The sequence below is a fragment of the Streptomyces sp. NBC_01077 genome (genome assembly GCF_045162855.1).
Lineage (GTDB): Bacteria > Actinomycetota > Actinomycetes > Streptomycetales > Streptomycetaceae > Streptomyces.
Genome location: NZ_CP108669.1, coordinates 4,803,576 through 4,825,789, shown reverse-complemented (window position 1 = coordinate 4,825,789; position 22,214 = coordinate 4,803,576). Strand labels below are relative to the sequence as shown.

The 22,214-nt window shown below is 73.6% G+C and carries 21 protein-coding genes and 1 riboswitch; of the genes, 11 read left to right on the top strand and 10 right to left on the bottom strand.

Annotation, left to right across the window (positions count from 1 at the left end):
- Positions 1-2: 2 nt before the first annotated feature.
- On the bottom strand, positions 3-1,088 hold the full coding sequence (locus OG462_RS21660; RefSeq protein WP_406059879.1) for an LLM class flavin-dependent oxidoreductase: 1,086 nt from the start codon (positions 1,086-1,088) through the stop codon (positions 3-5).
- Between the two features lie 114 nt (positions 1,089-1,202).
- Between OG462_RS21660 and OG462_RS21655 the strand changes: the two genes are divergently transcribed.
- The 3 genes from OG462_RS21655 (at position 1,203) to cobM (ending at position 3,449) form a co-directional block, all read left to right on the top strand.
- Positions 1,203-1,331, top strand: coding sequence for a DUF6126 family protein (locus OG462_RS21655; RefSeq protein ID WP_315893974.1), 129 nt, complete (start codon positions 1,203-1,205; stop codon positions 1,329-1,331).
- 148 nt (positions 1,332-1,479) lie between these two features.
- The gene (gene cbiE / locus OG462_RS21650) at positions 1,480-2,703 is read left to right on the top strand and encodes a precorrin-6y C5,15-methyltransferase (decarboxylating) subunit CbiE (RefSeq protein WP_406059876.1); all 1,224 of its coding nucleotides are present in this window, start codon (positions 1,480-1,482) and stop codon (positions 2,701-2,703) included.
- A complete protein-coding gene (gene cobM / locus OG462_RS21645; RefSeq protein ID WP_406059874.1) occupies positions 2,700-3,449 on the top strand; it encodes a precorrin-4 C(11)-methyltransferase in 750 nt (249 codons plus the stop codon). The genes cbiE and cobM overlap by 4 nt, the downstream gene beginning before the upstream one ends.
- 69 nt (positions 3,450-3,518) lie before the next feature.
- Here the strand turns inward: cobM and OG462_RS21640 are convergent, their stop codons facing one another.
- On the bottom strand, positions 3,519-3,593 hold the full coding sequence (locus tag OG462_RS21640) for a 50S ribosomal protein bL37 (RefSeq protein WP_015034725.1): 75 nt from the start codon (positions 3,591-3,593) through the stop codon (positions 3,519-3,521).
- A gap of 63 nt (positions 3,594-3,656) precedes the next feature.
- On the opposite strand from OG462_RS21640, the gene OG462_RS21635 reads away from it, so the two are divergent.
- Positions 3,657-4,370 (top strand): hypothetical protein, encoded by a 714-nt coding sequence (locus OG462_RS21635; RefSeq protein ID WP_406059872.1) that lies wholly within the window; start codon positions 3,657-3,659, stop codon positions 4,368-4,370.
- A 27-nt stretch (positions 4,371-4,397) separates the two neighbouring features.
- Here the strand turns inward: OG462_RS21635 and OG462_RS21630 are convergent, their stop codons facing one another.
- Complete coding sequence (locus OG462_RS21630) at positions 4,398-5,522, bottom strand: cobalt-precorrin-5B (C(1))-methyltransferase (RefSeq protein ID WP_406059870.1); 1,125 nt, start codon at positions 5,520-5,522, stop codon at positions 4,398-4,400.
- 12 nt (positions 5,523-5,534) lie between these two features.
- On the opposite strand from OG462_RS21630, the gene OG462_RS21625 reads away from it, so the two are divergent.
- Both OG462_RS21625 and OG462_RS21620 read left to right on the top strand, forming a co-directional pair.
- The gene (locus OG462_RS21625; RefSeq protein ID WP_406059869.1) at positions 5,535-6,260 is read left to right on the top strand and encodes a cobalt-precorrin-6A reductase; all 726 of its coding nucleotides are present in this window, start codon (positions 5,535-5,537) and stop codon (positions 6,258-6,260) included.
- Positions 6,261-6,486: 226 nt separating this feature from the next.
- Positions 6,487-7,875, top strand: coding sequence for a serine hydrolase (locus OG462_RS21620; protein ID WP_406059867.1), 1,389 nt, complete (start codon positions 6,487-6,489; stop codon positions 7,873-7,875).
- 12 nt (positions 7,876-7,887) lie between these two features.
- Here the strand turns inward: OG462_RS21620 and OG462_RS21615 are convergent, their stop codons facing one another.
- From OG462_RS21615 to OG462_RS21605, 3 genes are read right to left on the bottom strand one after another with little or no spacing between them, the layout of a single operon-like run.
- Positions 7,888-9,390 carry a precorrin-2 C(20)-methyltransferase gene (locus OG462_RS21615; protein WP_406059865.1) on the bottom strand — a complete coding sequence of 501 codons (1,503 nt, stop codon included), beginning with the start codon at positions 9,388-9,390 and terminating at the stop codon, positions 7,888-7,890.
- Complete coding sequence (locus OG462_RS21610) at positions 9,387-10,022, bottom strand: precorrin-8X methylmutase (protein ID WP_406066642.1); 636 nt, start codon at positions 10,020-10,022, stop codon at positions 9,387-9,389. The genes OG462_RS21615 and OG462_RS21610 overlap by 4 nt, the downstream gene beginning before the upstream one ends.
- 14 nt (positions 10,023-10,036) lie before the next feature.
- Complete coding sequence (locus tag OG462_RS21605) at positions 10,037-11,323, bottom strand: cobalamin biosynthesis protein CobG (protein ID WP_406059863.1); 1,287 nt, start codon at positions 11,321-11,323, stop codon at positions 10,037-10,039.
- A gap of 72 nt (positions 11,324-11,395) precedes the next feature.
- Positions 11,396-11,554, top strand: a riboswitch (cobalamin riboswitch).
- Between the two features lie 35 nt (positions 11,555-11,589).
- Here OG462_RS21605 and cobN point away from each other — a divergent pair.
- Positions 11,590-15,204: a cobaltochelatase subunit CobN gene (cobN, locus tag OG462_RS21600; protein ID WP_406059861.1), complete on the top strand. Its 3,615-nt coding sequence runs from the start codon at positions 11,590-11,592 to the stop codon at positions 15,202-15,204.
- On the opposite strand, the gene abc-f is transcribed toward cobN, so the two are convergent.
- The gene (gene abc-f, locus OG462_RS21595; RefSeq protein WP_406059859.1) at positions 15,201-16,826 is read right to left on the bottom strand and encodes a ribosomal protection-like ABC-F family protein; all 1,626 of its coding nucleotides are present in this window, start codon (positions 16,824-16,826) and stop codon (positions 15,201-15,203) included. The two genes, cobN and abc-f, sit on opposite strands and share 4 nt — an antisense overlap.
- 132 nt (positions 16,827-16,958) lie before the next feature.
- Positions 16,959-17,306, bottom strand: a complete 348-nt coding sequence (locus tag OG462_RS21590; RefSeq protein WP_406059857.1) for a DoxX family protein — start codon at positions 17,304-17,306, stop codon at positions 16,959-16,961.
- A 92-nt stretch (positions 17,307-17,398) separates the two neighbouring features.
- Between OG462_RS21590 and OG462_RS21585 the strand changes: the two genes are divergently transcribed.
- Both OG462_RS21585 and OG462_RS21580 read left to right on the top strand, forming a co-directional pair.
- Positions 17,399-17,842: a MarR family winged helix-turn-helix transcriptional regulator gene (locus OG462_RS21585; RefSeq protein ID WP_406059856.1), complete on the top strand. Its 444-nt coding sequence runs from the start codon at positions 17,399-17,401 to the stop codon at positions 17,840-17,842.
- Positions 17,843-17,958: 116 nt separating this feature from the next.
- Positions 17,959-18,834, top strand: coding sequence for an alpha/beta fold hydrolase (locus tag OG462_RS21580; protein ID WP_406059854.1), 876 nt, complete (start codon positions 17,959-17,961; stop codon positions 18,832-18,834).
- 41 nt (positions 18,835-18,875) lie between these two features.
- Here OG462_RS21580 and OG462_RS21575 read toward each other — a convergent pair whose 3' ends face one another.
- On the bottom strand, positions 18,876-19,553 hold the full coding sequence (locus tag OG462_RS21575) for a S8 family serine peptidase (RefSeq protein WP_406059852.1): 678 nt from the start codon (positions 19,551-19,553) through the stop codon (positions 18,876-18,878).
- A gap of 112 nt (positions 19,554-19,665) precedes the next feature.
- Between OG462_RS21575 and OG462_RS21570 the strand changes: the two genes are divergently transcribed.
- Both OG462_RS21570 and OG462_RS21565 read left to right on the top strand, forming a co-directional pair.
- Positions 19,666-20,631, top strand: a complete 966-nt coding sequence (locus tag OG462_RS21570; RefSeq protein WP_406059850.1) for a hypothetical protein — start codon at positions 19,666-19,668, stop codon at positions 20,629-20,631.
- A 2-nt stretch (positions 20,632-20,633) separates the two neighbouring features.
- Positions 20,634-20,990: a GntR family transcriptional regulator gene (locus OG462_RS21565; RefSeq protein WP_406059848.1), complete on the top strand. Its 357-nt coding sequence runs from the start codon at positions 20,634-20,636 to the stop codon at positions 20,988-20,990.
- Between the two features lie 174 nt (positions 20,991-21,164).
- On the opposite strand, the gene OG462_RS21560 is transcribed toward OG462_RS21565, so the two are convergent.
- Entirely contained in the window at positions 21,165-22,124 is a 960-nt protein-coding gene (locus tag OG462_RS21560; RefSeq protein WP_406059847.1) for a D-2-hydroxyacid dehydrogenase family protein, read from the bottom strand.
- Between the last annotated feature and the right edge of the window lie 90 nt (positions 22,125-22,214).

The window sequence follows — 22,214 nt, the reverse complement described above, 5'->3', positions numbered from 1 at the left end:
GCTTACGACTCCTTCGTGCTGTGGGCGAGGACGGCGGGGTGCAGCGGGGCCGTGGCGGGGACGCCGGCCGGGCGCAGGTTCTCGAACTCCTTGCGCAGCACCGGGACGACCTCCTCGCCGAGGATGTCGAGCTGCTCCAGGACCGTCTTGAGGGGCAGTCCCGCGTGGTCGACCAGGAACAGCTGCCGCTGGTAGTCGCCCACGTAGTCGCGGAAGGACAGGGTGCGCTCGATGACCTCCTGCGGCGAGCCGACGGTCAGCGGGGTCTCCCGGGAGAACTCCTCCAGGGACGGGCCGTGGCCGTAGACCGGCGCGTTGTCGAAGTACGGGCGGAACTCGCGTATCGCGTCCTGCGAGTTCTTGCGCATGAACACCTGGCCGCCGAGGCCGACGATGGCCTGCTCGGGGGTGCCGTGGCCGTAGTGGGCGTACCGCTGGCGGTAGAGGCGGACCATCTTCTCGGTGTGCTGCTTGGGCCAGAAGATGTGGTTCGCGAAGAAGCCGTCACCGTAGTAGGCCGCCTGCTCGGCGATCTCGGCGGAGCGGATGGAGCCGTGCCAGACGAACGGCGGGACGCCGTCGAGCGGGCGCGGGGTGGACGTGAAGCCCTGGAGGGCGCTGCGGAACTTGCCCTCCCAGTCGACCACGTCCTCCCTCCACAGCTTGTGGAGGAGCGCGTAGTGCTCGATCGCGAGCGGGATGCCCTGCCGGATGTCCTGCCCGAACCACGGGTAGACCGGGCCCGTGTTGCCGCGGCCCATCATCAGGTCCACGCGGCCGTCGGCGAGGTGCTGGAGGGTCGCGTAGTCCTCGGCGATCTTCACCGGGTCGTTGGTGGTGATCAGCGTCGTGGACGTGGAGAGGATCAGGTTCTCCGTGCGGGCGGCGATGTGCCCCAGGAGGGTGGTGGGGGAGGAGGGCACGAACGGCGGGTTGTGGTGCTCGCCGGTCGCGAAGACGTCGAGTCCGACCTCCTCGGCCTTGAGCGCGATGGCGACGGTGTTCTTGATCCGCTCGTGCTCGGTGGGGGTACGGCCGGTGGTGGGGTCGGTCGTCACGTCACCGACGGTGAAGATCCCGAACTGCATCGTGCTCACCTCTCGCCTCGGGGCTGATGGTTGAATCGTACGTTGGTTGAATCGTAAACTATCCCGCTCAACGGCACACCCCCGCGACCTATTCCCGGCCGTACTCTGGTGTCCATGTCCGACTACGAGCGCTGGAAAGAACGCGGCGTCGCGCTGCGCGTCTTCGTGTACGTCTTCGCCACGCACGCGTTCGCCGGCTTCGTGTGGCTGCTCTTCTACGTGGGGCAGAACGCCCAGAAGTAAGGGCCGCCCGACGGAGCGGCGGGGGTCCGCGCGGGGTTCGAGCGGGGCTCGCGCGGGGTTCGAGCGGGGTCCGCGCGAGGTCCGAGCGGGGTCCGAGTGGGGCCCGCCACGTACCGCCGGAAAACGGCCCTCACGTAAAGTCGCGCACGTGAACGGTGCGATAGCGGTCGTCGGAATCGGCGCGGACGGCTGGGACGGGCTCCCCGAGAGCTCGCGCCGTGTCCTGCGGACCGCCGAGATCCTGATCGGCGCCCCCCGTCAGCTCGACCTCCTGCCGGGCGACGACTGCCCCGGCGAGCGCGTCACCTGGCCGTCCCCCCTCCGCCCCGCCGTCCCCGGACTGCTCGCCGCCCACCAGGGCCGGGCGACAGCCGTCCTCGCCAGCGGGGACCCGTCCTTCTACGGCATCGGCCGCACCCTCGCCGAGACCGTCGGCGCCGACCGCCTCCGGATCCACCCCCACCCGTCCTCCGTCTCGTACGCCGCCGCCCGGCTCGGCTGGCCCCTGGAGACCGTCGAGACCGTCTCGCTCGTCGCCCGGCCCCTCGCCGCGCTCTCCGCCGCGCTCCACCCCGGGCGCCGGCTCCTCGTCCTCGGCGAAGGCCCCGAGACTCCCGCGCAGGTCGCGGCCCTGCTCCGGGAGACCGGCTGGGGCGGCACCCGGATCCGCGTCCTGGAGCAGCTCGGCGGGCCCCGTGAGCGCGTCCTCGACGCGAGCGCTGCCGACTGGCCGTACGAGCGGACCGACGCGCTCCACGTGCTCGCCCTCGACTGCGTACGGGACCCCGACACGCTCCGGCTCGGTGCCGTACCCGGCCTTCCCGACGAGGCGTACGACCACGACGGGCAGCTCACCAAGCGGTACGTCCGGGCCGCCACGCTCGCCGCCCTCGCGCCCGCGCCCGGCGAACTCCTCTGGGATATCGGCGGCGGCTCCGGCTCCATCGGCATCGAATGGATGCGGACGCACCGCTCCTGCCGGGCGATCGCGGTCGAGAAGGCGCAGGAACGGGCGGCGCGGATCACCCGGAACGCCGACACCCTCGGCGTCCCGGGCCTGCGCGTGGTGACGGGCCCGGCGCCCGCGGCCCTCTCCGGCCTGGAGACCCCCGACGCGATCTTCATCGGCGGCGGCCTCACCGCATCCGGCCTCCTCGACGCCTGCTGGGACGCACTGCCCGCCGGCGGACGGCTCGTCGCGAACACCGTGACGCTGGAGTCCGAGGCACTGCTCGCCGACCGCTACCGCCGCCACGGCGGCGAACTGATCCGGCTCGCCGTCGCCGCCGCCGTCCCCGTCGGCGGCTTCACCGGCTGGCGCCAGGCGATGCCGGTCACGCAGTGGTCCGTCACCAAGGAAGAGGAAGCATGACCGTCTACTTCATCGGCGCGGGCCCCGGCGCGGCCGACCTGATCACCGTGCGCGGCGCGCGGACGCTCGCGAAGTGCGGGGTCTGCCTGTACGCCGGCTCCCTCGTCCCCACCGAGCTGCTCGCCGAGTGCCCGCCGGACGCGAAGCTCGTCGACACGGCACGGATGGACCTGGACCAGATCGTCGCCGAGATCGCCGCCGCCCACGAGGCCGGGCAGGACGTGGCCCGGCTGCACTCCGGCGACCCGTCGGTGTTCAGCGCGATGGCCGAGCAGATGCGACGCCTGGACGCGGCGGGCATCCCGTACGAGGTCGTCCCGGGCGTCCCGGCCTTCGCCGCCGCCGCTGCCGCGCTCAAGCGGGAACTGACCGTCCCGACCGTGGGCCAGACGGTCATCCTCACCCGCATCGCGCAGCAGGCCACGCCCATGCCCGAGGGCGAGGACCTGGCGACCCTGGGCCGCAGCGGCGCGCTGCTCGTCCTCCACCTGGCCGCCCGTTACGTGGACCGCGTCGTCGACGAACTCGTCCCCCACTACGGCGCGGACTGCCCGGCCGCGGTCGTGGCGATGGCCAGCCGCCCCGACGAGATCGTCCTGCGGGGCACGCTGGAGGACATCGCGGCCCAGCTGAAGGAGGCCGGCATCACGAAGACGGCCGTCATCCTCGTCGGCCGCACGCTCGCGGCCTCGGAATTCCGCGACAGCCACCTGTACGACCCGACGCGCGACCGGCACGTCTGCTGACACCGGCGGCGCACGTACCCGCCGGGGCCCCGGAGAGTCCGATCCCCGGGGCCCCGGCGCGCGTGGGCGTCAGGCGTTCGGCCGCTTGCCGTGGTTCGCGTTCTTCTTCTTGCGGGCGCGCCTCTTGTTGCCTCGCTTGGCCATGGGGCTCCCTCTCGCTCAGGGGGGTATGTGCTGGTAAGCCTAGGTTCGTGATCCGGGGGCCGCATGTCGGCCGTCAGTGGCGTGCGGTCTCATGGAGACGTGACTGTCTACGACGTGGCCCGGGCGCTGCCGGGCATCGAGGAACTGCGCGACCACAGCCGGGGGCTCGCGATGCTGGAGGCCGTGCTGAGCCCGGAGTGGGAGGGCCGGTACTACTCCTTCGACGCGCACTGGTCGGAGACCGAGCAGCTGGCGTCGATGCGCGACGGCCAGGGCGGGGAGTACACGATCGTCCTCTCGCCGGCGGGGGCGTACGCGCGCGCCTTCGACCACGAGTCGCCGATGAGCCCGTTCGGGGACCTCGCGGACGGGCAGACCTGGCCCGGGGTGCTCGACGGGGTCCCGGAGGCCTTCCGGGAGTACCTGACGGAGCCCGCGTTCACGGACGAGGACGGGGTCCACGTGACCACCGCCTGCCTGTGGCGCGAGACCGCCGACACGGCCTGGCACACGGGCCCGGTCGAGTTCACGGACCTGGAGGACCGTGAGGACCCGGACGGCTCCGTCCGCCTCTTCCACCTGCTGGCGGACCGCTCGGCGGAGGCGTACGCGGAGTTCGCCGGGGACTACTACGAGCGGCCGGTCGACATCGAGGCGGTACGGCACGTCCTCGCCCTCCGTCCCCTGACGGCTGAGCTCGTCGCCGCCCTCAACCCGGAGGTGACGCTCGCGGACCTCGCCGAGGACGTGGAGGAGATCGGCTACCCGACGGCCTGATGCCCACAGGGGGCCGCGGCGCCGTGCCTAGGCGTCCGGCCCCGCCACCTCCGACCGTCCCACCACCGTCCCCGCCCGGTCGATGCAGATCACGTCCACCGCCACCGGGGCGCCCCGCAGGACCGCGAGGGACTCGTCGCGGGCGCGGGCGGCGACGAGGTCGCCGAGGGGGACGCCCGCGGCCTCGCAGAGGCGGAGCGCGGCGAGTCCTGTGTTCGCCTCGGCGATGTCCGCCGCGAGGGACTCCGAGGCGCCGCCCGTGCGGGCCAGGTCCGCGAGGAAGCCCTTGTCGACCTGGGAGCGGGCCGAGTGGAGGTCCAGGTGGCCGGCGGCCAGCTTGGAGAGCTTGGCGAAGCCGCCGCAGACCGTGAGGCGGTCGACGGGGTGGCGGCGGATGTACTTGAGGACCGCGCCCGCGAAGTCGCCCATGTCGAGGAGCGCGATCTCCGGCAGGTCGTAGAGGGTGGAGACGGTCCGCTCGGACGTCGAGCCCGTGCAGCCCGCCACGTGCGTCAGACCGCCCGCGCGGGCCACGTCCACGCCCCGGCGGATCGAGTCGATCCACGCCGAGCACGAGTACGGGACGACGACGCCCGTCGTGCCGAGGATCGACAGGCCGCCCAGGATGCCGATCCGGGGGTTCCAGGTGGAGCGGGCGATCTCGGCGCCGTCGTCGACGGAGACGGTGATCTCGACGTCGCCGGTGCCGCCGTGCCGGGCCGCGACCTCCGCGACGTGCTCCCGCATCAGCTGCCGGGGCACCGGGTTGATCGCCGGCTCGCCGACCTCCAGGGGCAGGCCCGGCAGGGTGACCGTGCCGACGCCCTCTCCCGCCCGGAAGACGACGCCCGAGCCCGCCGGCAGGAGCCGTACCGTCGAGCGGATCACGGCGCCGTGCGTGACGTCCGGGTCGTCGCCCGCGTCCTTGGTCACGGCCGCCATGGCCACACCCCCGGCAAGCTCCTCGGCCGTGAGCGCGAAGGACGGCGTCTGCCCCTTCGGCAGCGTGATGGTCACCGGGTCCGGGAAATCGCCGGTCAGGAGGGCCGTGTACGCGGCCGTCGTCGCCGCCGTCGCGCAGGCACCCGTCGTCCAGCCCGGGCGGAGACCCGTGTGCTTGAGTTGGGCCTCACGCCCGCCGCCTGAAGTCACGAAGAGGCTCCTGTGCACATACTCATTCTCGGGGGGACCACCGAGGCCCGCTTCCTCGCGGGCCTGCTCCACGGCGAGGCCCGGGTCACCAGCTCCCTCGCGGGGCGGGTGGCGAGCCCCCGGCTGCCCGAGGGCGAGGTCCGGATCGGCGGGTTCGGCGGCGTCGACGGGCTCGTCGAGTGGATCGGCGGGCACGCCGTGGACGCGGTCATCGACGCCACGCATCCCTTCGCCGAGCGGATCAGCTTCAACGCGGCCCGGGCGGCCGCCACCACCCATGTTCCCCTGCTCGCGCTCCGCCGCCCCGGCTGGGTCCCGGGGGAGGGCGACGACTGGCGCTCCGTGGCGTCCCTGGAGGAGGCGGCCGGGGCCCTGGACGGCCTCGGCGAGCGGGTCTTCCTGACGACCGGCCGGATGGGCCTCGCGGCCTTCGCGGACCGCCCGGAGTGGTTCCTGGTCCGCTCGGTGGACGCCCCGGACGCCCCGATGCCGGCCCGCACCGAGGTCCTCCTCGACCGGGGTCCGTTCACGTTGGACGGGGAGCGGCAGATCCTGGCCCGCCACCGGATCGACGTCCTGGTGACGAAGGACAGCGGCGGCGCGGCGACCGCCCCGAAGCTGACCGCGGCCCGCGAGGCGGACATCCCGGTCGTGGTGGTCCGCCGCCCCCCGGTCCCGGAGGGCGTACCGGTGGCGGCGAATCCCGAGGAAGCCGCCGCCTGGGTCCGACGGGTCTGACCCCCTCACCGGCTCCCTTCCGCCCGGCGCGACGGTCGATGGGGGCGGGCGTTCAATGGAAGCGTGGTTACCGTCCGCTGGCTGGTCACAGCAGGGCTCGTGTCCGTACTGGGTATGGCCTCCGGTACCGGTCCGACTCCCACCCCCGAGCCGCCCGCCGCCCCTGCTCGATCGGGCGGATGTGGACCGGGCCGTCGGCCGGCTCGATTCGAGCGTCGCGGATCTGATGAAGCGGACCGGGCTGCCCGGGGTCTCCGTCGCCGTCGTGTACGAGGACGAGGTCGTCCACCTCAAGGGGTACGGGGTGCGGGAGGTCGGCAAGGCCGGCGAGGTCGATGCCGACACCGTGTTCCAGCTGGCGTCCGTGTCGAAACCGGTCGCCTCCACCGTCGTCGCCGGGACGGTCGGTGTGGAGGGCTGGCAGAAGCCGGTCAACCCCGAACTGCCCGAGTTCGGGCTGAAGGACCCGTGGGTGACCTCGCACGTGACGGTCGCCGACCTCTTCTCGCACCGCAGCGGGCTTCCCGACCACGCCGGTGACCTCCTGGAGGACCTCGGGTACGACCAGGAGTACATCCTGTCCCACCTGCGGTACGAGCCCCTCGCGCCGTTCCGCGCGAGCTACGCGTACACCAACTTCGGTGTGACGGCGGCCGCCGAGGCCGTGGCGCAGGGGAAGGGCGTGCCCTGGGCGAAGCTCGCCGGGGACACCCTCTACAAGCCCGCCGGCATGAACGACACCAGCTCCACCTTCCGGGACTTCGCCTCGAACCCCGACCGCGCCTTCGGCCACGTCAAGGAGGCCGACGGGACGTGGAAGGCGCGGTACGTACGGGACCCGGACGCCCAGTCCCCCGCCGGCGGTGTCAGCTCCTCGGCCCGTGACATGGCGACCTGGCTGCGGCTCCAGCTCGCCAACGGCTCGCTCGACGGGCGCCGGATCATCGACGAGGACGCCCTCGACCTCACCCACCACCCCGAGTCCGTCGCCGCCCCGGCGCACGCACCGGCCGGCCGGACCGGCTTCTACGGCCTCGGCTGGAACGTGTCGTACGACGACGAGGGCCGGCTGCGGCTCTCCCACACCGGTGCGTTCGCGCTCGGCGCGCACACCAACGTCACGATGCTGCCGGGCGAGCAGCTCGGGATCGTCGTCCTCACCAACGGCGCGCCGGTCGGCGTCGCCGACACCGTCGCCCTCGACTTCTTCGACACCGCGCAGGACGGGAGGCCGAGCCGGGACTGGCTGCCGCTCGTCGATGCCATCTACCAGCAGCAGGCGGACGCCGGACGGTCCCCCACGAACTACGCGAAGCCGCCGGGCGACGCCGCGTCCGCGAAGGCGAACAGCGCCTACACGGGGACGTACACCAGCGACTACTACGGCGAACTGACCGTGGCCGGGGGCGGCGACGGTGGGCTGGTCCTGCGACTGGGGCCGGAGCCCCAGTCGTACCGGCTCACCCACTACGACGGCGACACGTTCGGCTTCCCGACGCGCGGGGAGAACGCCGTCGGGCTCACCGGCGTCACGTTCTCCCCGGACGGTAAGACGGTCCGCGTCGAGTACCTGGACCAGGAAGGTCTCGGCACCTTCACCCGTGGTGGCCGGTAGCAGCCGGCAGGCTCACCCGTAGCGGCGCGGCGTCCAGGTGATCGTCCGGCCGTCGGCCCGCTCGACCGCACGCGTCTGCGAGGAGCCGACGAGGAGCAGGGTGCGCATGTCGACCTCGGACGGCTCCAGGGTCTTCAGGGTCACGACGCGCACCGACTGCTCGGGGCCGCCGACGTCACGGGCGACGACCACCGGGGTCTCGGGCGAGCGCAGTTCGAGCAGGAGGTCGCGGGCGGCCGCCACCTGGTGCGTACGGGACTTCGACCCCGGGTTGTAGAGCGCGAGGACCAGGTCGGCGGCGGTCGCGGCGCGCAGCCGGGCCTCGATGACGTCCCAGGGCTTGAGCCGGTCGGAGAGCGAGATCGTCGCGTAGTCGTGGCCGAGGGGGGCGCCCGCGGCGGCGGCGGCCGCGTTGGCGGCGGTCACCCCGGGGAGGACCCGTACGGGCACGTCCGCGTACTGCGGCTCGCAGGCGACCTCCAGGACGGCCGTGGCCATCGCGAAGACGCCCGGGTCGCCGCCCGAGACGACGGCGACGTGGTGGCCGCGCCGGGCCAGGTCGAGGGCGAACTCGGCCCGCTCGGACTCCACTTTGTTGTCCGAGCCGTGCCGGATCTGCCCGGGGCGGAGCACCGGCACCCGGTCCAGGTAGGTGGTGTAGCCGACGAGGACGTCGGCGTTGACGAGCGCGCCGCGCGACTCGGGGGTGAGCCAGGGCGCGCCGGCCGGTCCGGTGCCGACGACGACGACCTCGCCCCGCTCCCGTACGGCGGGTTCCCGGTCGATACGGGAGGGCAGCACGGCGACGGAGAAGTACGGGACGGACGCCGGGTCGACGTCCACGAGGTCGCCGGTCCGCTCGCCCGCCATGAACGCGCGCTCCACGTACCGGGCGTCGTCGAGCCGGCCGGCCCGCTCCAGGGCCCGCTTCACGGTGGGGAAGGTGCGGCCGAGCTTCATCACGACCGCCGAGTCGGTGCCCGCGAGACGGGCCGTCAGCTCGTCCTCCGGCAGGGTGCCGGGGATGATCGTGAGGACCTCCTCCGCCTCGCAGAGCGGCTCGCCGAGCCGGGCGGCGGCGGCGGACACCGAGGTGACGCCGGGGATGACGGTCGTGTCGTAGCGGTGCGCGAGCCGCTTGTGCATGTGCTGGTACGAGCCGTAGAACAGCGGGTCGCCCTCGGCGAGCACGGCGACCGTGCGGCCCGCGTCGAGGTGCGCGGCGAGGCGGGCCGAGGCTTCCTCGTAGAAGTCGTTCAGGGCGCCCCGGTAGCCGCCCGGGTGGTCCGTGGTCTCCACCGTGAGCGGGTACATCAGCCGTTCCTCGATGTGGTCCGCACGGAGGTGCTCGGCGGCGATCGAGCGGGCGATGGAACGGCCGTGGCGGGCCGAGTGGTACGCGATGACGTCGGCGGCGGCGATGGCCTTCACGGCGGCGACGGTCATCAGGTTCGGGTCGCCGGGGCCGAGCCCGACGCCGTACAGCTTGCCGGTGGTGGTGCCGGTTCCGCTCATGCCTGGATCTCCGCTTCGTGAGCGATCGCGTTGATCGCGGCGGCCGTCATCGCACTGCCGCCGCGCCGGCCCCGTACGACGAGGTAGTCGAGGCCCAGGTCCTGCGCGGCCAGGGCGTCCTTGGACTCGGCGGCGCCGATGAAGCCGACCGGTATGCCGAGGACGGCGGCGGGCTTTCCGGCTCCCTCCGCGACCATCTGGAGGAGGTGGAAGAGGGCGGTCGGCGCGTTGCCGATGGCGACGACGGAGCCTTCGAGGCGGTCGCGCCACAGTTCGAGGGCGGCGGCGGAGCGCGTCGTGCCGAGGTCGGCGGCGAGGCCCGGCACGGACGGGTCCGAGAGCGTGCAGATCACCTCGTTGTCGGCGGGCAGCCGACGCCGGGTGACACCGCTGGCGACCATCTGGGCGTCGCAGAGGATCGGCGCACCGGTCCGGAGCGCGGCGCGGGCGTTCGCGACGACCTGCGGCGACCAGGCGATGTCGCGTACGAGGTCGGTCATGCCGCAGGCGTGGATCATCCGGACCGCCACCTGGGCGACGTCGGCGGGCAGCCCCGCCAGATCCGCCTCGGCGCGGATCGTGGCAAAGGACCGGCGGTAGATCTCCGCCCCGTCCTTCTCGTAGTCGAACATCCTGTTGCTCTCGCTCATCTCGTCGTACGGGCCGCGGTCACGGCTTCGGGCAGGGCGGTACGGGGGGTGGGGACGCCGTCCACCAGGTAGTCGCCGCCGGCGGTGGCGAGGACGTCGGTCCAGTCGCCGTGCGGGTGTCCGCAGCGGCGCTCGCACCCGGAGAAGTGCACGGGGAGGCCGGGGCGGTCGGTGTGGTCGGGGCGGCTGGAGAGGCCTGGGCGGTCGGGGTGCACGGGGAGGCCGGTGTGGTCGGGGCGTGGGCCCGGGACCGCGTCCGCGCGGACGTCGGCGAGGGACTTGGCGCAGCCGGGCCGCCCGGTGCAGGCGGTGACGCCTGCCCAGGGGGAGTCGGCGCGGGTGATGAGCCCGGCTGCGTCGAGGGCGGGCAGCCGCTCGGCGCCGGCCCCCACCACGACGACTCCGCGCCAGGGCGTGAGCCGTACCTCGTCGGCGGGAAGCAGCGCCCGGAGCTGGGCGGCGGTGAGCCGGCCGAGCGGGGCGAGGAGGGAGAGGGCGGCGGCGCCGAGGGTGCCGGGGGGGAGGGGAGGGCCTTGGGGAAGCTCCGGCGCGGCTACGGGCTCCGCCGTCACCCCCGACTCCGCCACGTCCACCTCGTACCCCTCAGGGAGTTCCCGGACCCGCCAGGCCCCGGTTCCGGCCTTCCGCGCCGCGGCCAGGAACCCGCCCGCCACCGCCAGGGCCGCGCCGGGCGCGTCGGAGCCCGAGAGGCGGACGGCTCGCCCGCCGACGTGCAGCTGCGCCTCGCCGCGACCCACTGCGACCAAGGTCACATCCCCGCCGAGCCCGGCCACGTCACCGCGCCCGTCGTCGAGGACGAAGAGGAACCGGCCGGAGAGCGCCGCCGCCCAGGGCGCGGCGCACAGGAGCGCGTCCAGCTCGCGGGCCCACAACTGCACGTCGGCGGTGCCGAGTCCGTCGAGGCCCGCGGCCGGGGAGGCCACGATGTTGCGGACGCGTTCGTGGGTGGGGGAGGGCAGCAGGCCCGCCTCGTCGAGGAGCGCCGCCAGCTCCGCCCCGCAGTCGTCCGTGAGGCCGCGCAGCTCCGCGTTGCCGCGCGAGGTGATGCTGATCCGTCCGTCGCCGAGGGTCTCCGCCGCATCCGCAAGGGTCTCGACCTGACGTGACGTCAAGCGTCCTGCGGGCAGGCGGAGTCGGGCGAGGCGGCCGTCGTCGGCGGAGTGCAGGCGCAGCGCCCCGGGGCACGCGTCGCCACGGTCCCGTATGCGAGGTTCGCCCGGCTCGGGCACCGGGGGCGGGGTGGGCGGCATGGCGGCGAGCATACCGACGGGCCACCGGGCGGCCACCGGGTGTGATCCGGCCGACTCGGCCGTCCGCCCCGGCCCGTCGACCGCACGATCTACTATGCAGACGGCATGGGGTCCCAGGACCCCGGGGAGGAAGCCCGGTGAGAATCCGGCGCGGTCCCGCCACTGTGAGCCGGTCCGGTCCGTGCGTCAGCACGATCCCGGGCAGGTGAGTCAGGAACTCCCGCCGTCCATACGACCACCCGGGGCGCGGACAACCCCGAGGAAGGCCTGCGCTCGCCATGCTTCTGCTGCTGTCGCACTCCGACACCGACCTGCTCAGCGCCCGCGCGGCCGGCGGCCCGGTGGAGTACCGCTTCGCCAACCCCGCCCGTCTCCCCCTCGCCGAGCTGACCGGTCTCCTGGCCGACGCCGAGCTCGTCGTCGTACGCCTCCTCGGCGGCCTCCGTTCCTGGGAGGAGGGCCTCGACGCGGTCCGCGCGGCCGGCAAGCCGGTGGTCGTCCTCAGCGGCGAACAGGCCCCCGACGCACAGCTGATGGAGGCGTCCACCGTCCCCGTCGGCGTCGCCACCGAGGCGCACGCCTATCTCGCGCACGGCGGCCCCGCGAACCTGGAGCAGCTGGCCCGCTTCCTCTCCGACACCGTCCTGCTCACCGGTCACGGCTTCGAGTCCCCGGCGGCCGCCCCCACCTGGGGCCCGCTGGAGCGCACGCCCCGGACGACCGACGGTCCGACGATCGCGGTGCTCTACTACCGCGCCCACCACATGAGCGGGAACACCGGCTTCGTCGACTCGCTGTGCGAGGCGATCGAGGACGCCGGAGCGCAGGCGCTCCCGCTGTACGTGGCGTCCCTGCGCGCCCCCGAGCCGGAGCTGCTCGACCGCCTCCGTACCGCCGACGCGATCGTCACCACCGTCCTCGCGGCGGGCGGTACCAAGCCCGCCGAAGCGCAGGCCGGCGGCGACGAGGAGGCCTGGGACGCGGGCGCGCTCGCCTCGCTCGACGTGCCGATCCTGCAGGCGCTCTGCCTGACGGGTTCGCGCGCCGCCTGGGAGGAGAACGACGAGGGCCTCTCCCCGCTGGACGCCGCCAGCCAGGTCGCCGTCCCCGAGTTCGACGGCCGGCTCATCACCGTCCCGTTCTCCTTCAAGGAGATCGACGAGGACGGCCTGCCCGCGTACGTCGCCGATGCCGAGCGCGCGGCCCGCGTCGCCGGGATCGCCGTACGGCACGCCCGGCTCCGGCACATCCCGAACGCCGAGAAGAGGCTGGCACTCGTCCTCTCCGCGTACCCGACGAAGCACTCCCGCATCGGCAACGCCGTCGGTCTGGACACCCCCGCCTCCGCCGTCTCCCTCCTGCGCCGTCTGATCGCCGAGGGGTACGACTTCGGTCCCGCCGAGGAGCTCCCGGGCCTGGTCTCCGGCGACGGCGACGAGCTGATCTACGCCCTCATCGAGGCCGGCGGCCACGACCAGGACTGGCTCACCGAGGAACAGCTGGCGAAGAACCCCGTCCGCATCCCGGCCGCCGACTACAAGCGCTGGTACGCGACGCTCCCCGAGGAGCTGCGGACCCACGTGGAGGAGCACTGGGGCCCGGCGCCCGGCGAGATGTTCCTCGACCGGTCCCGCAATCCCGAGGGCGACATCGTCCTCGCCGCGCTCCGCCGCGGGAACCTGCTGATCCTCATCCAGCCGCCGCGCGGCTTCGGCGAGAACCCGATCGCGATCTACCACGACCCCGATCTCCCGCCGTCCCACCACTACCTGGCCGCCTACCGCTGGATCGCCGCCCGCGCCGAGGACGGCGGCTTCGGCGCCGACGCCATGGTCCACCTGGGCAAGCACGGCAACCTGGAGTGGCTGCCCGGCAAGAACGCCGGCCTGTCCGCCGCCTGCGGCCCCGACGCGGCCCTCGGCGACATCCCCCTGGTCTACCCGTTCCTCGTCAACGACCCGGGCGAGGGCACGCAGGCCAAGCGGCGCGTGCACGCGACCCTCGTCGACCACCTGGTGCCGCCGATGGCCCGCGCCGACTCGTACGGCGACATCGCGCGTCTTGAGCAGCTGCTCGACGAGTACGCGCAGATCTCGTCCATGGACCCGGCGAAGCTGCCCGCGATCCGCGCCCAGATCTGGACCCTCATCCAGGCCGCCAAGCTCGACCACGACCTGGGCCTGGAGCAGCGCCCCGAGGACGACGGCTTCGACGACTTCCTGCTGCACGTCGACGGCTGGCTGTGCGAGGTCAAGGACGCCCAGATCCGCGACGGTCTGCACGTCCTCGGCGGCGCCCCGGAGGGCGAGGCCCGGGTCAACCTGGTCCTCTCCATCCTGCGCGCCCGCCAGATCTGGGGCGGCACGCAGGCGCTGCCCGGTCTGCGCGAGGCCCTCGGTCTCGACGAGTCGGCCGCGACCCGCACGACCGCCGACGAGGCGGAGGCGAAGGCCCGCGAGCTCGTCGAGGCGATGGAGGCGGCGGACTGGTCCGTGGACTCCGTCCCGACCGTGGCCGCCGCCTACGGCTCCGACGTGCACGCCGTGCTGCGGTTCGCCTGCGAGCAGGTCGTGCCGCGCCTGGCCGCCACCACCGACGAGCTGACGCACGCCGTGCACGCCCTGAACGGCGGCTTCGTCCCGGCCGGCCCGTCCGGCTCGCCGCTGCGCGGCCTGGTCAACGTCCTGCCGACCGGCCGGAACTTCTACTCGGTCGACCCGAAGGCCGTGCCGTCCCGGCTCGCCTGGGAGACCGGGCAGGCGCTCGCCGACTCCCTCCTGGAGCGCTACCGCACCGACAACGGCGAGTGGCCGACGTCCGTGGGCCTCTCCCTGTGGGGCACCAGCGCGATGCGCACCGCCGGCGACGACGTGGCCGAGGCGCTCGCCCTGCTCGGCGTCCGTCCGCTGTGGGACGAGGCCTCGCGCCGCGTGAACGGCCTGGAGCCGATCCCGCTCGCCGAGCTCGGCCGCCCGCGCGTCGACGTCACCCTGCGCATCTCGGGCTTCTTCCGGGACGCGTTCCCGCACGTCATCGGGCTCCTCGACGACGCCGTACGGCTGGTCGCCGGTCTGGAGGGCGAGTCGGCCGAGGAGAACTACGTCCGGGCGCACGCGCAGGCCGACCTCGCCGAGCACGGCGACGAGCGGCGCGCCACGACCCGTATCTTCGGCTCCCGCCCCGGTACGTACGGCGCGGGCATCCTCCAGCTGATCGACTCGCGCGACTGGCGCACGGACGCGGACCTCGCCGAGGTGTACACGGTGTGGGGCGGGTACGCGTACGGGCGCGGGCTCGAAGGCCGCCCGGCGCGCGCCGAGATGGAGACGGCGTACAAGCGGATCGCGGTCGCCGCGAAGAACACCGACACCCGCGAGCACGACATCGCCGACTCCGACGACTACTTCCAGTACCACGGCGGCATGGTGGCGACCGTCCGCGCGCTCAAGGGCACGGCCCCCGAGGCGTACATCGGCGACTCCACCCGCCCCGAGACCGTCCGCACCCGGACGCTCGTCGAGGAGACCTCCCGGGTCTTCCGCGCGCGGGTGGTCAACCCGCGCTGGATCGAGGCGATGCGCCGCCACGGCTACAAGGGCGCGTTCGAGCTGGCGGCGACCGTCGACTACCTCTTCGGGTACGACGCCACGACGGGCGTCGTCGCCGACTGGATGTACGACAAGCTCACCCAGGAGTACGTGCTCGACCCGGAGAACCAGGCCTTCCTGAAGGAGGCCAACCCGTGGGCCCTGCACGGCATCGCGGAGCGGCTCCTCGAAGCCGAGTCGCGCGGCATGTGGGAGAAGCCGGACCCGGAGACCCTTGCCGCGCTGCGCCAGGTGTTCCTGGAGACCGAGGGAGACCTCGAAGGAGACGCCGACCCGAACGACTAGATCGTCATGAGGGAGGGGGCCGGTGCCAGTTCCAGGCGGCGGCCCCGGAAGCCCTCCCTGAGGCGCCGGTCGTGGGTGACCACGACCAGCGTGCCCGGGTAGTACGCGAGCGCGGCCTCGATCTCCTCCACGAGCGCCGGGGCCAGATGGTTGGTCGGCTCGTCGAGGAGGAGCAGATCGGCCGGTTCGGTGACGAGGCGCGCCAGTTCCAGTTTCCGGCGCTGTCCTGTCGACAGATACCGGACCGGGGTTGTCAGGTCCCCGGCGGAGAAGAGACCGAGGGCGAGCAGTTCGTCCGTACGGTCCGCTCCGAAGGCCTCGCCCACCGTACGGGGGTCGGTGGGTGGGGCCGTCTCCTGACGGAGCATGCCCACCCGGGCGGGCACCTTCACCGTGCCCGTGTCCGGGGCGAGTTCGCCCGCGAGCACCTTCAGGAGCGTGCTCTTCCCCGCGCCGTTGGGGCCGGTGACCAGGAGCCGTTCGCCCGCGTCGAGGTGGAGGGCGTCGAGGCACAGCCGGCCGTCCACGCGTACGTCCGTGAGGTCGACGGGCGCGCCCCCGGCCGCGATGCCGGCGAGGTCCGCGCGGAACCGGAGCGGTTCCGGCGGCGCGGGCACCGCGTCGGCCGTCAGCCGGGCGAGGCGCTCGCGGGCGGCCCGGATACGGCTCATCGCACCGTGCGCCCGTGACCGGGCCCGGAAGGCGCCCGCCCCGCTGAACGAGGCCGGGGCCTTGCGCGGGATGGCCGAGAAACGGTCGATGTGGGTGTCCGCGAGGGCCCTGTACCGGGCGAGTTCGGCCTTCCACTCCTCGTACTCCCGCTGCCGACGGGCCCGTTCGGCGGCGCGTCCGGCGAGATAGCCGGCGTAGCCGTTGCCGTAGCGGCGGACGGTGTGGCGGTCCTCGTCGACCTCCAGGACGGAGGTGGCGACCCGGTCGAGGAAGACCCGGTCGTGGGAGACGGCGACGACCGTGCCCCGGTGGGCCCGCAGCCGCTCCTCCAGCCAGGCCACGGCCTCGTCGTCGAGGTCGTTGGTCGGCTCGTCGAGCAGCAGCAGTTCGGGTTCGGCCGCGAGGACGGCGGCGAGCGCGAGCCGGGAACGCTGCCCGCCCGAGAGGGTGCCGAGGGTTCGGGAGCGGTCGAGCGGGCCGGGTTCGCCGAGCCGCCGGAGCGTGGTCTCGACCCGCCGGTCGGCCCCGGCCCCGCCCCGGGCCTCGTGGGCGGCGAGCAGCTCCGCGTACCCGGCGAGGTCACCGGTCACGGCGAGCTCCGCCTCGGCCGCCCGGATCGCCCGCTCCAGCTCCCGTACGTCCGCGAGCACGTGGTCGACGGCGTCGCCGACGGTCGCGGTCGGGGGAAGGTCCAGGGTCTGGGCGAGGTGGCCGCGGCCGCCGGGGGCCTCGACGGTCACCGTGCCGTTGTCGGGGGGCTCGAGACCGGCGAGGAGCCGGAGGAGGGTGGACTTCCCGGAGCCGTTGTCGCCGACGACACCGAGGCGTTCACCGGGGCGGACGGTGAGGGAGACCCGGTCGAGCACGGTCCGGTGGTGGACGCCGTGCCGATCGTGGAGGGAGGGGTCGTCGTAGCGCTTGCTGACATCGGTGAGTTGGACACGGAACAAGGGCGGCCTCCTGTACGTCGACGACAGAGCAAAAGCAACACGAGACGTCTCGTCTCGTTTCGTCGAAAGTACAGCATGGTCGGACCCTTGGCAAGACGGTCCGTCTCGTCACCCCTTCCGGGCGGCTCGGGCTCAGGCGGAGGCCGTGCGCAGCACCAGCGCGGCTATCGCCAGCAGGGTGATGACCAGGACCGGCGCCACCTCGTAGTCCTTCGCCCGCAGGTGGGTGATCAGGGCGCCGATGAAGTAGAGGATCACGCCGATCGCCGCCGCCCCGCCGAGTGCCGGCACGGCGAGCCCCGCGAGCAGGCCGAGCGCGCCCGCCGCCTTCAGCGTCGCAAGGCGTGGCAGCCAGGAGTCCGGGACGTCCAGCTTGGTCATGCTGCCGACGACCTGCGGATTGCGCGTGAAGGTCAGGAAGGCGGATGCGGAGAGCGCGAAGGCGAGCAGCGCCGCGACGACGACATAACCGATGAACATGGAAGTACCCCAATGGTCCGAGAGCTTTAATCGTTGAACTGTATCAACGATTTCCCTCGCTCCACAATAGGGTTGTTGCTACGGTGGACGGCATGGCAGCTCTCCCGACCGACCGCCTCGGCTTCCTCCTCTCCTTCCGCGGGGAGCTCACCGGCGCGCGCATCCGCGCCGCCCTGGGCGTCGCCGGACTGCACCCGAGGAACGCGATGACGCTGATGCAGCTCGCCCCCGGGTCCATGAGCCAGCGGGAGCTGGCCGCCACCATGGAGATCGACCCCAGCCAACTCGTGGCGATCCTCAACGAGTTGGAGTCGGAAGGGCTCGCCGAGCGGCGCCGTGACCCGGCCGATCGGCGCCGTCACATCGTGGAGATCACCGAGGCGGGCGCGGCGGCGCTCGAACGGGTCGACGCGGCGGTGAGCGCGGCGGAGCGCGAGCTCTTCGGCGGCCTCACCGAAGCCGAACAGGTCGTGCTGCGCGGCCTGTTGGACCGCGTCGTGGTGGACGCGGCCGACCATGACTGCGACGCCGGGTAGAGCCGACCACGACTGCGACGCCGGGTAAAAGAGGGCCCGAAGGGGCGCGCGACCGATGAGTTCCGGTGCGGCCGGGGGTCTACCCCCATGAACGGCCCACCACCGAGGAGATCACCATGGTCGAGACCGACACCCGCACCCTGGTCACCGCCGGCGCGACCCTGCGCTACGACGTACGACCCGGCACCGGGACCGACGAGCGTCCCCTGCTGCTGATCGGCTCCCCGATGGACGCCACCGGCTTCACGACGCTCGCCTCCCACTTCGCCGCCCGGACCGTCGTCACGTACGACCCGCGCGGGGTCTCCCGCAGCGAGCGCACCGACGGCGCGGCGGAGTCGCTCCCCGAGGAGCACGCCGACGACCTGGCCCGGCTGATCGAGGTGCTCGGCGCCGGCCCCGTGGACGTCTTCGCGAGCAGCGGCGGCGCCGTGAACGCCCTCGCCCTGGTCGCCCGGCGCGGCGACCTGGTGCACACCCTCGTCGCGCACGAGCCCCCGACGGCCCAGGTCGTCCCGGACCGGGAGGCGGCCCTGGAGGTCTGCGCGGACGTCCACGCGACCTATCTGCGGGACGGCTGGGGGCCCGCGATGGCCAAGTTCCTCGCGCTGACGAGCCGTAAGGGCGAGTTCCCGGCGAACTGGGCCGAGGAGCCCGCCCCGGCCCCGGCCGCGTTCGGCCTGCCGGCCGAGGACGACGGCTCGCGCGGCGACCCGCTGCTCGGTCAGAACATGCGCGGCTGCACCTCCTACCGCCCCGACTTCACCGCCCTGCGCGCCGCGCCGACGCGGATCGCCGTCGCGGCCGGGAAGGAGTCCGAGGGCACGTTCGCCGCCCGAGCTGCGGTCGCCGTCGCCGAGGGCGTCGGCACCCCGCTCGCCGTCTTCCCGAGCCACCACGGCGGCTTCCTGGGCGGCGAGTTCGGCCAGCAGGGCGCTCCGGCGGAGTTCGCCGAGGCGCTGCGCGCGACCCTCGACGACACCCGCGACTGACCGTCCGCAACCGACCACCCGCAACCGACCACACCCACTGATCAGTTCTTCGCGGCGGCGGCCTTCACGGCCGCCGCCGCGTCGACGTTTCCGAGGCCCAGCTTGACCAGGTTCCGCGGGTTGGCGGCCGAGTCGCGGATCGTCCGCGTGATCGCGGCCGGGTCCAGGCCCTGCTGGTGCAGGAGCGCGGCCACGGCGGAGACGTACGGCGAGGCCATCGACGTACCGGAGAGCTTCCCGTACCCCGTGGTGTTCTTCAGGGTCTCCTTCGTCGTGTACGTGGGCAGGGTCGACAGGATGTCGACGCCGGGGGCCGAAACGGCGTTCTGCGCACCGAAGTTGGTGAAGGAGGCGGGCTTTCCGCTCTGGTCGGCCGCGTTGACGACCAGGACCGGGGTGTCGTGGGTGCCGTGGCCGTTCATGTCCTTGGGCTCGTCGTCGTTGTCGACGAAGTCGTAGCCGTCCACGAGCCGGCCCTTGAGGTCGGGGTGGTCGAGGTCGACGCCGGTGTCGACGACGGCGATGACGGTGTCGGCGCCGTTCGAGTTCTTCCAGGCGTCCGGGAGCTTCAGCGCGTCCAGGCCCCACTGCTGACCGCGCATCGGGTCGGGCTTGTCGTCGCCGCTGCCGCAGCCGGTCGCGAACGCGGCGGTGAGGACGGTGAGGGCGGCGAGGGTGGTGGGCCGGCGGCGCATGCAGATCTCCCGTTTCGTCGGCATTTGGCCCAGTCAACAACCTGTGGACGGGGTCCGCATCCCGGCGGGAAGACGAGTTGTTCTAGCGCAGTGCGAACAAGTTGTTCTATCCTGATGCGAACAAGGGAGGGTTTTCATGTACCGAGCCACACCCCGTCTTCGCGTGCTCGCCGCGTTCCCGTTCGGCCTCACGCTCGTCGGCTACCTGATGCTGCTCGCCGTCTGGGACGACCGGATCCCCGACACCCTCGCGACCCACTTCTCCGGGGGCGACGGCGGCCGCGCGGACGGCTTCACCGGCCGCACCGCGTTCGCCGTCATCAGCGTCGCCCTGCTCCTCGGACTCGGCACCGGCTGGACGGTCCTCGTCCGCCGTACCGCGCTCTGGGGCGCGTGGGCGACGGCCGGCTTCGCCGGAGCGCTGCTCGTCCTGCTCGTACGGGACAACCTGGACGCCCTCGACCCGGCCGCGGTCGTCTCCCCGCTCACCAACCTCGCGTTCGGCGCGGCGACCGCCGCCCTGTGCGCTCTCGCGGGCTGGGCGCTGACCCGGCTCGTACCCGCCGGGGAAGCAGCAGGTGCCCTCGACAGCGCGTCCGACGCGCCCCGACTCCCGCTCGGCGCGAGCGAGATCGCCGGCTGGACCCGCGCCACCGCCTCCCGGCCGCTGACCGTCCTCGCGGTGCTCGCCCTCGCCGCCGTCCCGGTCGGCCTCGTCCTCGCCCCCTGGCCCGGCGCCCTGCTCGCCCTGCTCGGCCTGGTCATCGGCGTGCCCGGGCTAGCCCTCGCCCGGGTCCGGGTCACCGTCGACCGGCGCGGCGTCACCGTCCGGCCCTCCTTCGTCTCCCGGCCCCGCGTGCGCGTGCCGCTCGACGAGGTCGCGGGCGCGAGCGTCCGGGAGCTCGACACGGCCGCCGTGCTCGCCGACTACGGCGGCTGGGGCTACCGGGTCCGGGCCGGGCGTACGGGGGTGGTGCTGCACTCCGGCGAGGCCCTCGTCGTACGGCGGGAGAGCGGGCGCGAGTTCGCGGTCACCGTGCCCGACGCGCACACCGCCGCCGCCCTCCTCAACACGCTCGCCGAACGGCGTGGGAAGGTCTGACCGTGCTCTTCCGTGTCGAACCGGCCTCCGCCGTGCCCCTCGGCGACCAGATCGCCGCCTGCGTCCGGGGCGCCCTCGCCGACGGCTCCGCCGCGCCCGGCGAGCGCCTCCCGGCCGCCCGGGACCTCGCCGACTCCCTCGGCGTCAACGTCCACACCGTCCTCCGCGGCTACCAGCGGCTCCGCGAGGAGGGCCTGATCGAACTCCGCCGGGGCCGCGGCGCCCTCATCGTCCCCGGCGTCACCGCCCCCGACCGCGCCCGACTGGTCTCCCGGCTCCGCGAGGCGGCGGCGGACGCCCGCGAACTGGGCCTGACGGACGAGGAGTTCGTGGAGCTGGCGCGGACGAGCCTGGGGTAGCGGGCGCCCGGGCCACGGCCCGCGCGCGCCCGGGCCGAGGGCGAGCAGGCGGACGGATCAGCCCAGTTCCCGCACCGGCTCACCTGCCAGGACGGATCAGCCCAGTTCCCGCACCGGCTCACCTGCCAGGACGGATCAGCCGAGCTCCCGTACCGGCGCACCCGCCAGGACGGATCAGCCCAGTTCCCGTACCGGCGCACCCGCCAGGAAGGCCTCGATGTCCTCCACCGCCTGCCCGAAGTACCGCCCGTAGTTCCCCTCCGTCACATACCCGAGGTGCGGCAGCGCGAGCACGTTCGGCAGCGACCGCAGGGGGTCGTCCAGGGGCAGCGGCTCCGTCTCGAAGACATCGAGTCCGGCCCCCGCGATCCACCCCTCGCGCAGCGCCCGCAGCAGCGCACCACCGTCGACGAGCCCCGCCCGGGACGTGTTGACGAGGTACGCGCGCGGGCGCATCGCCCGTAGCTCGGACTCCCCGACCAGGCCGCGGGTGCGGTCCGAGAGCACCATGTGGAGCGAGACGAAGTCGCTGTCCGCGAGCAGCTCCCGCTTGTCCTTCGCGAGCCGTACGCCGTGCTCGGCCGCCCGCTCCTCCGTCAGGTTCGGGCTCCACGCGCGCACGTCCATGCCGAAGGCGAGGCCGATCCGGGCCACGCGGGCGCCGATCTTTCCGAGGCCGACGAGTCCCAGGGTCCGGCCCGCCAGGTCGGCGCCGACGGTGGACTGCCAGGCCCCGCCCTCGCGCAGCGCCCGGGCCTCGGCCGGTACGTGCCGGGCGAGGCCGAGGAGGAGGGCCCAGGTGAGTTCGGTGGGCGGCTCGGAACTGCTGGCGGTGCCGCAGACGGTGACACCGCGCGCGCGTGCGGCGGCGACGTCGACGGAGGCGTTGCGCATCCCGGAGGTGATCAGGAGCCGGAGCCGGGGGAGCCGGGCCAGGAGGCCGGCGTCGACGGGTGTCCGTTCCCGCATGACGACGAGGATCTCGCAGTCCTCGACGGCGGCGACGAGCGCGTCCCGGTCGGTGAGGTGCTCGCGCAGGACGCGGACGTCCACGCGGCCGGCGAGCGGGCTCCAGTCGGCGGAGGTCAGGGCGACGCCCTGGTAGTCGTCGAGTACGGCGCAGCGCAGCTTCATGACGGCATGATCGCGTACGCCCTGATGCCCTGCCCAGGGCGGTGACCGCGCTCCTGGCGGAGCCGGAGGAGCAGCGGACCGATCGGGATC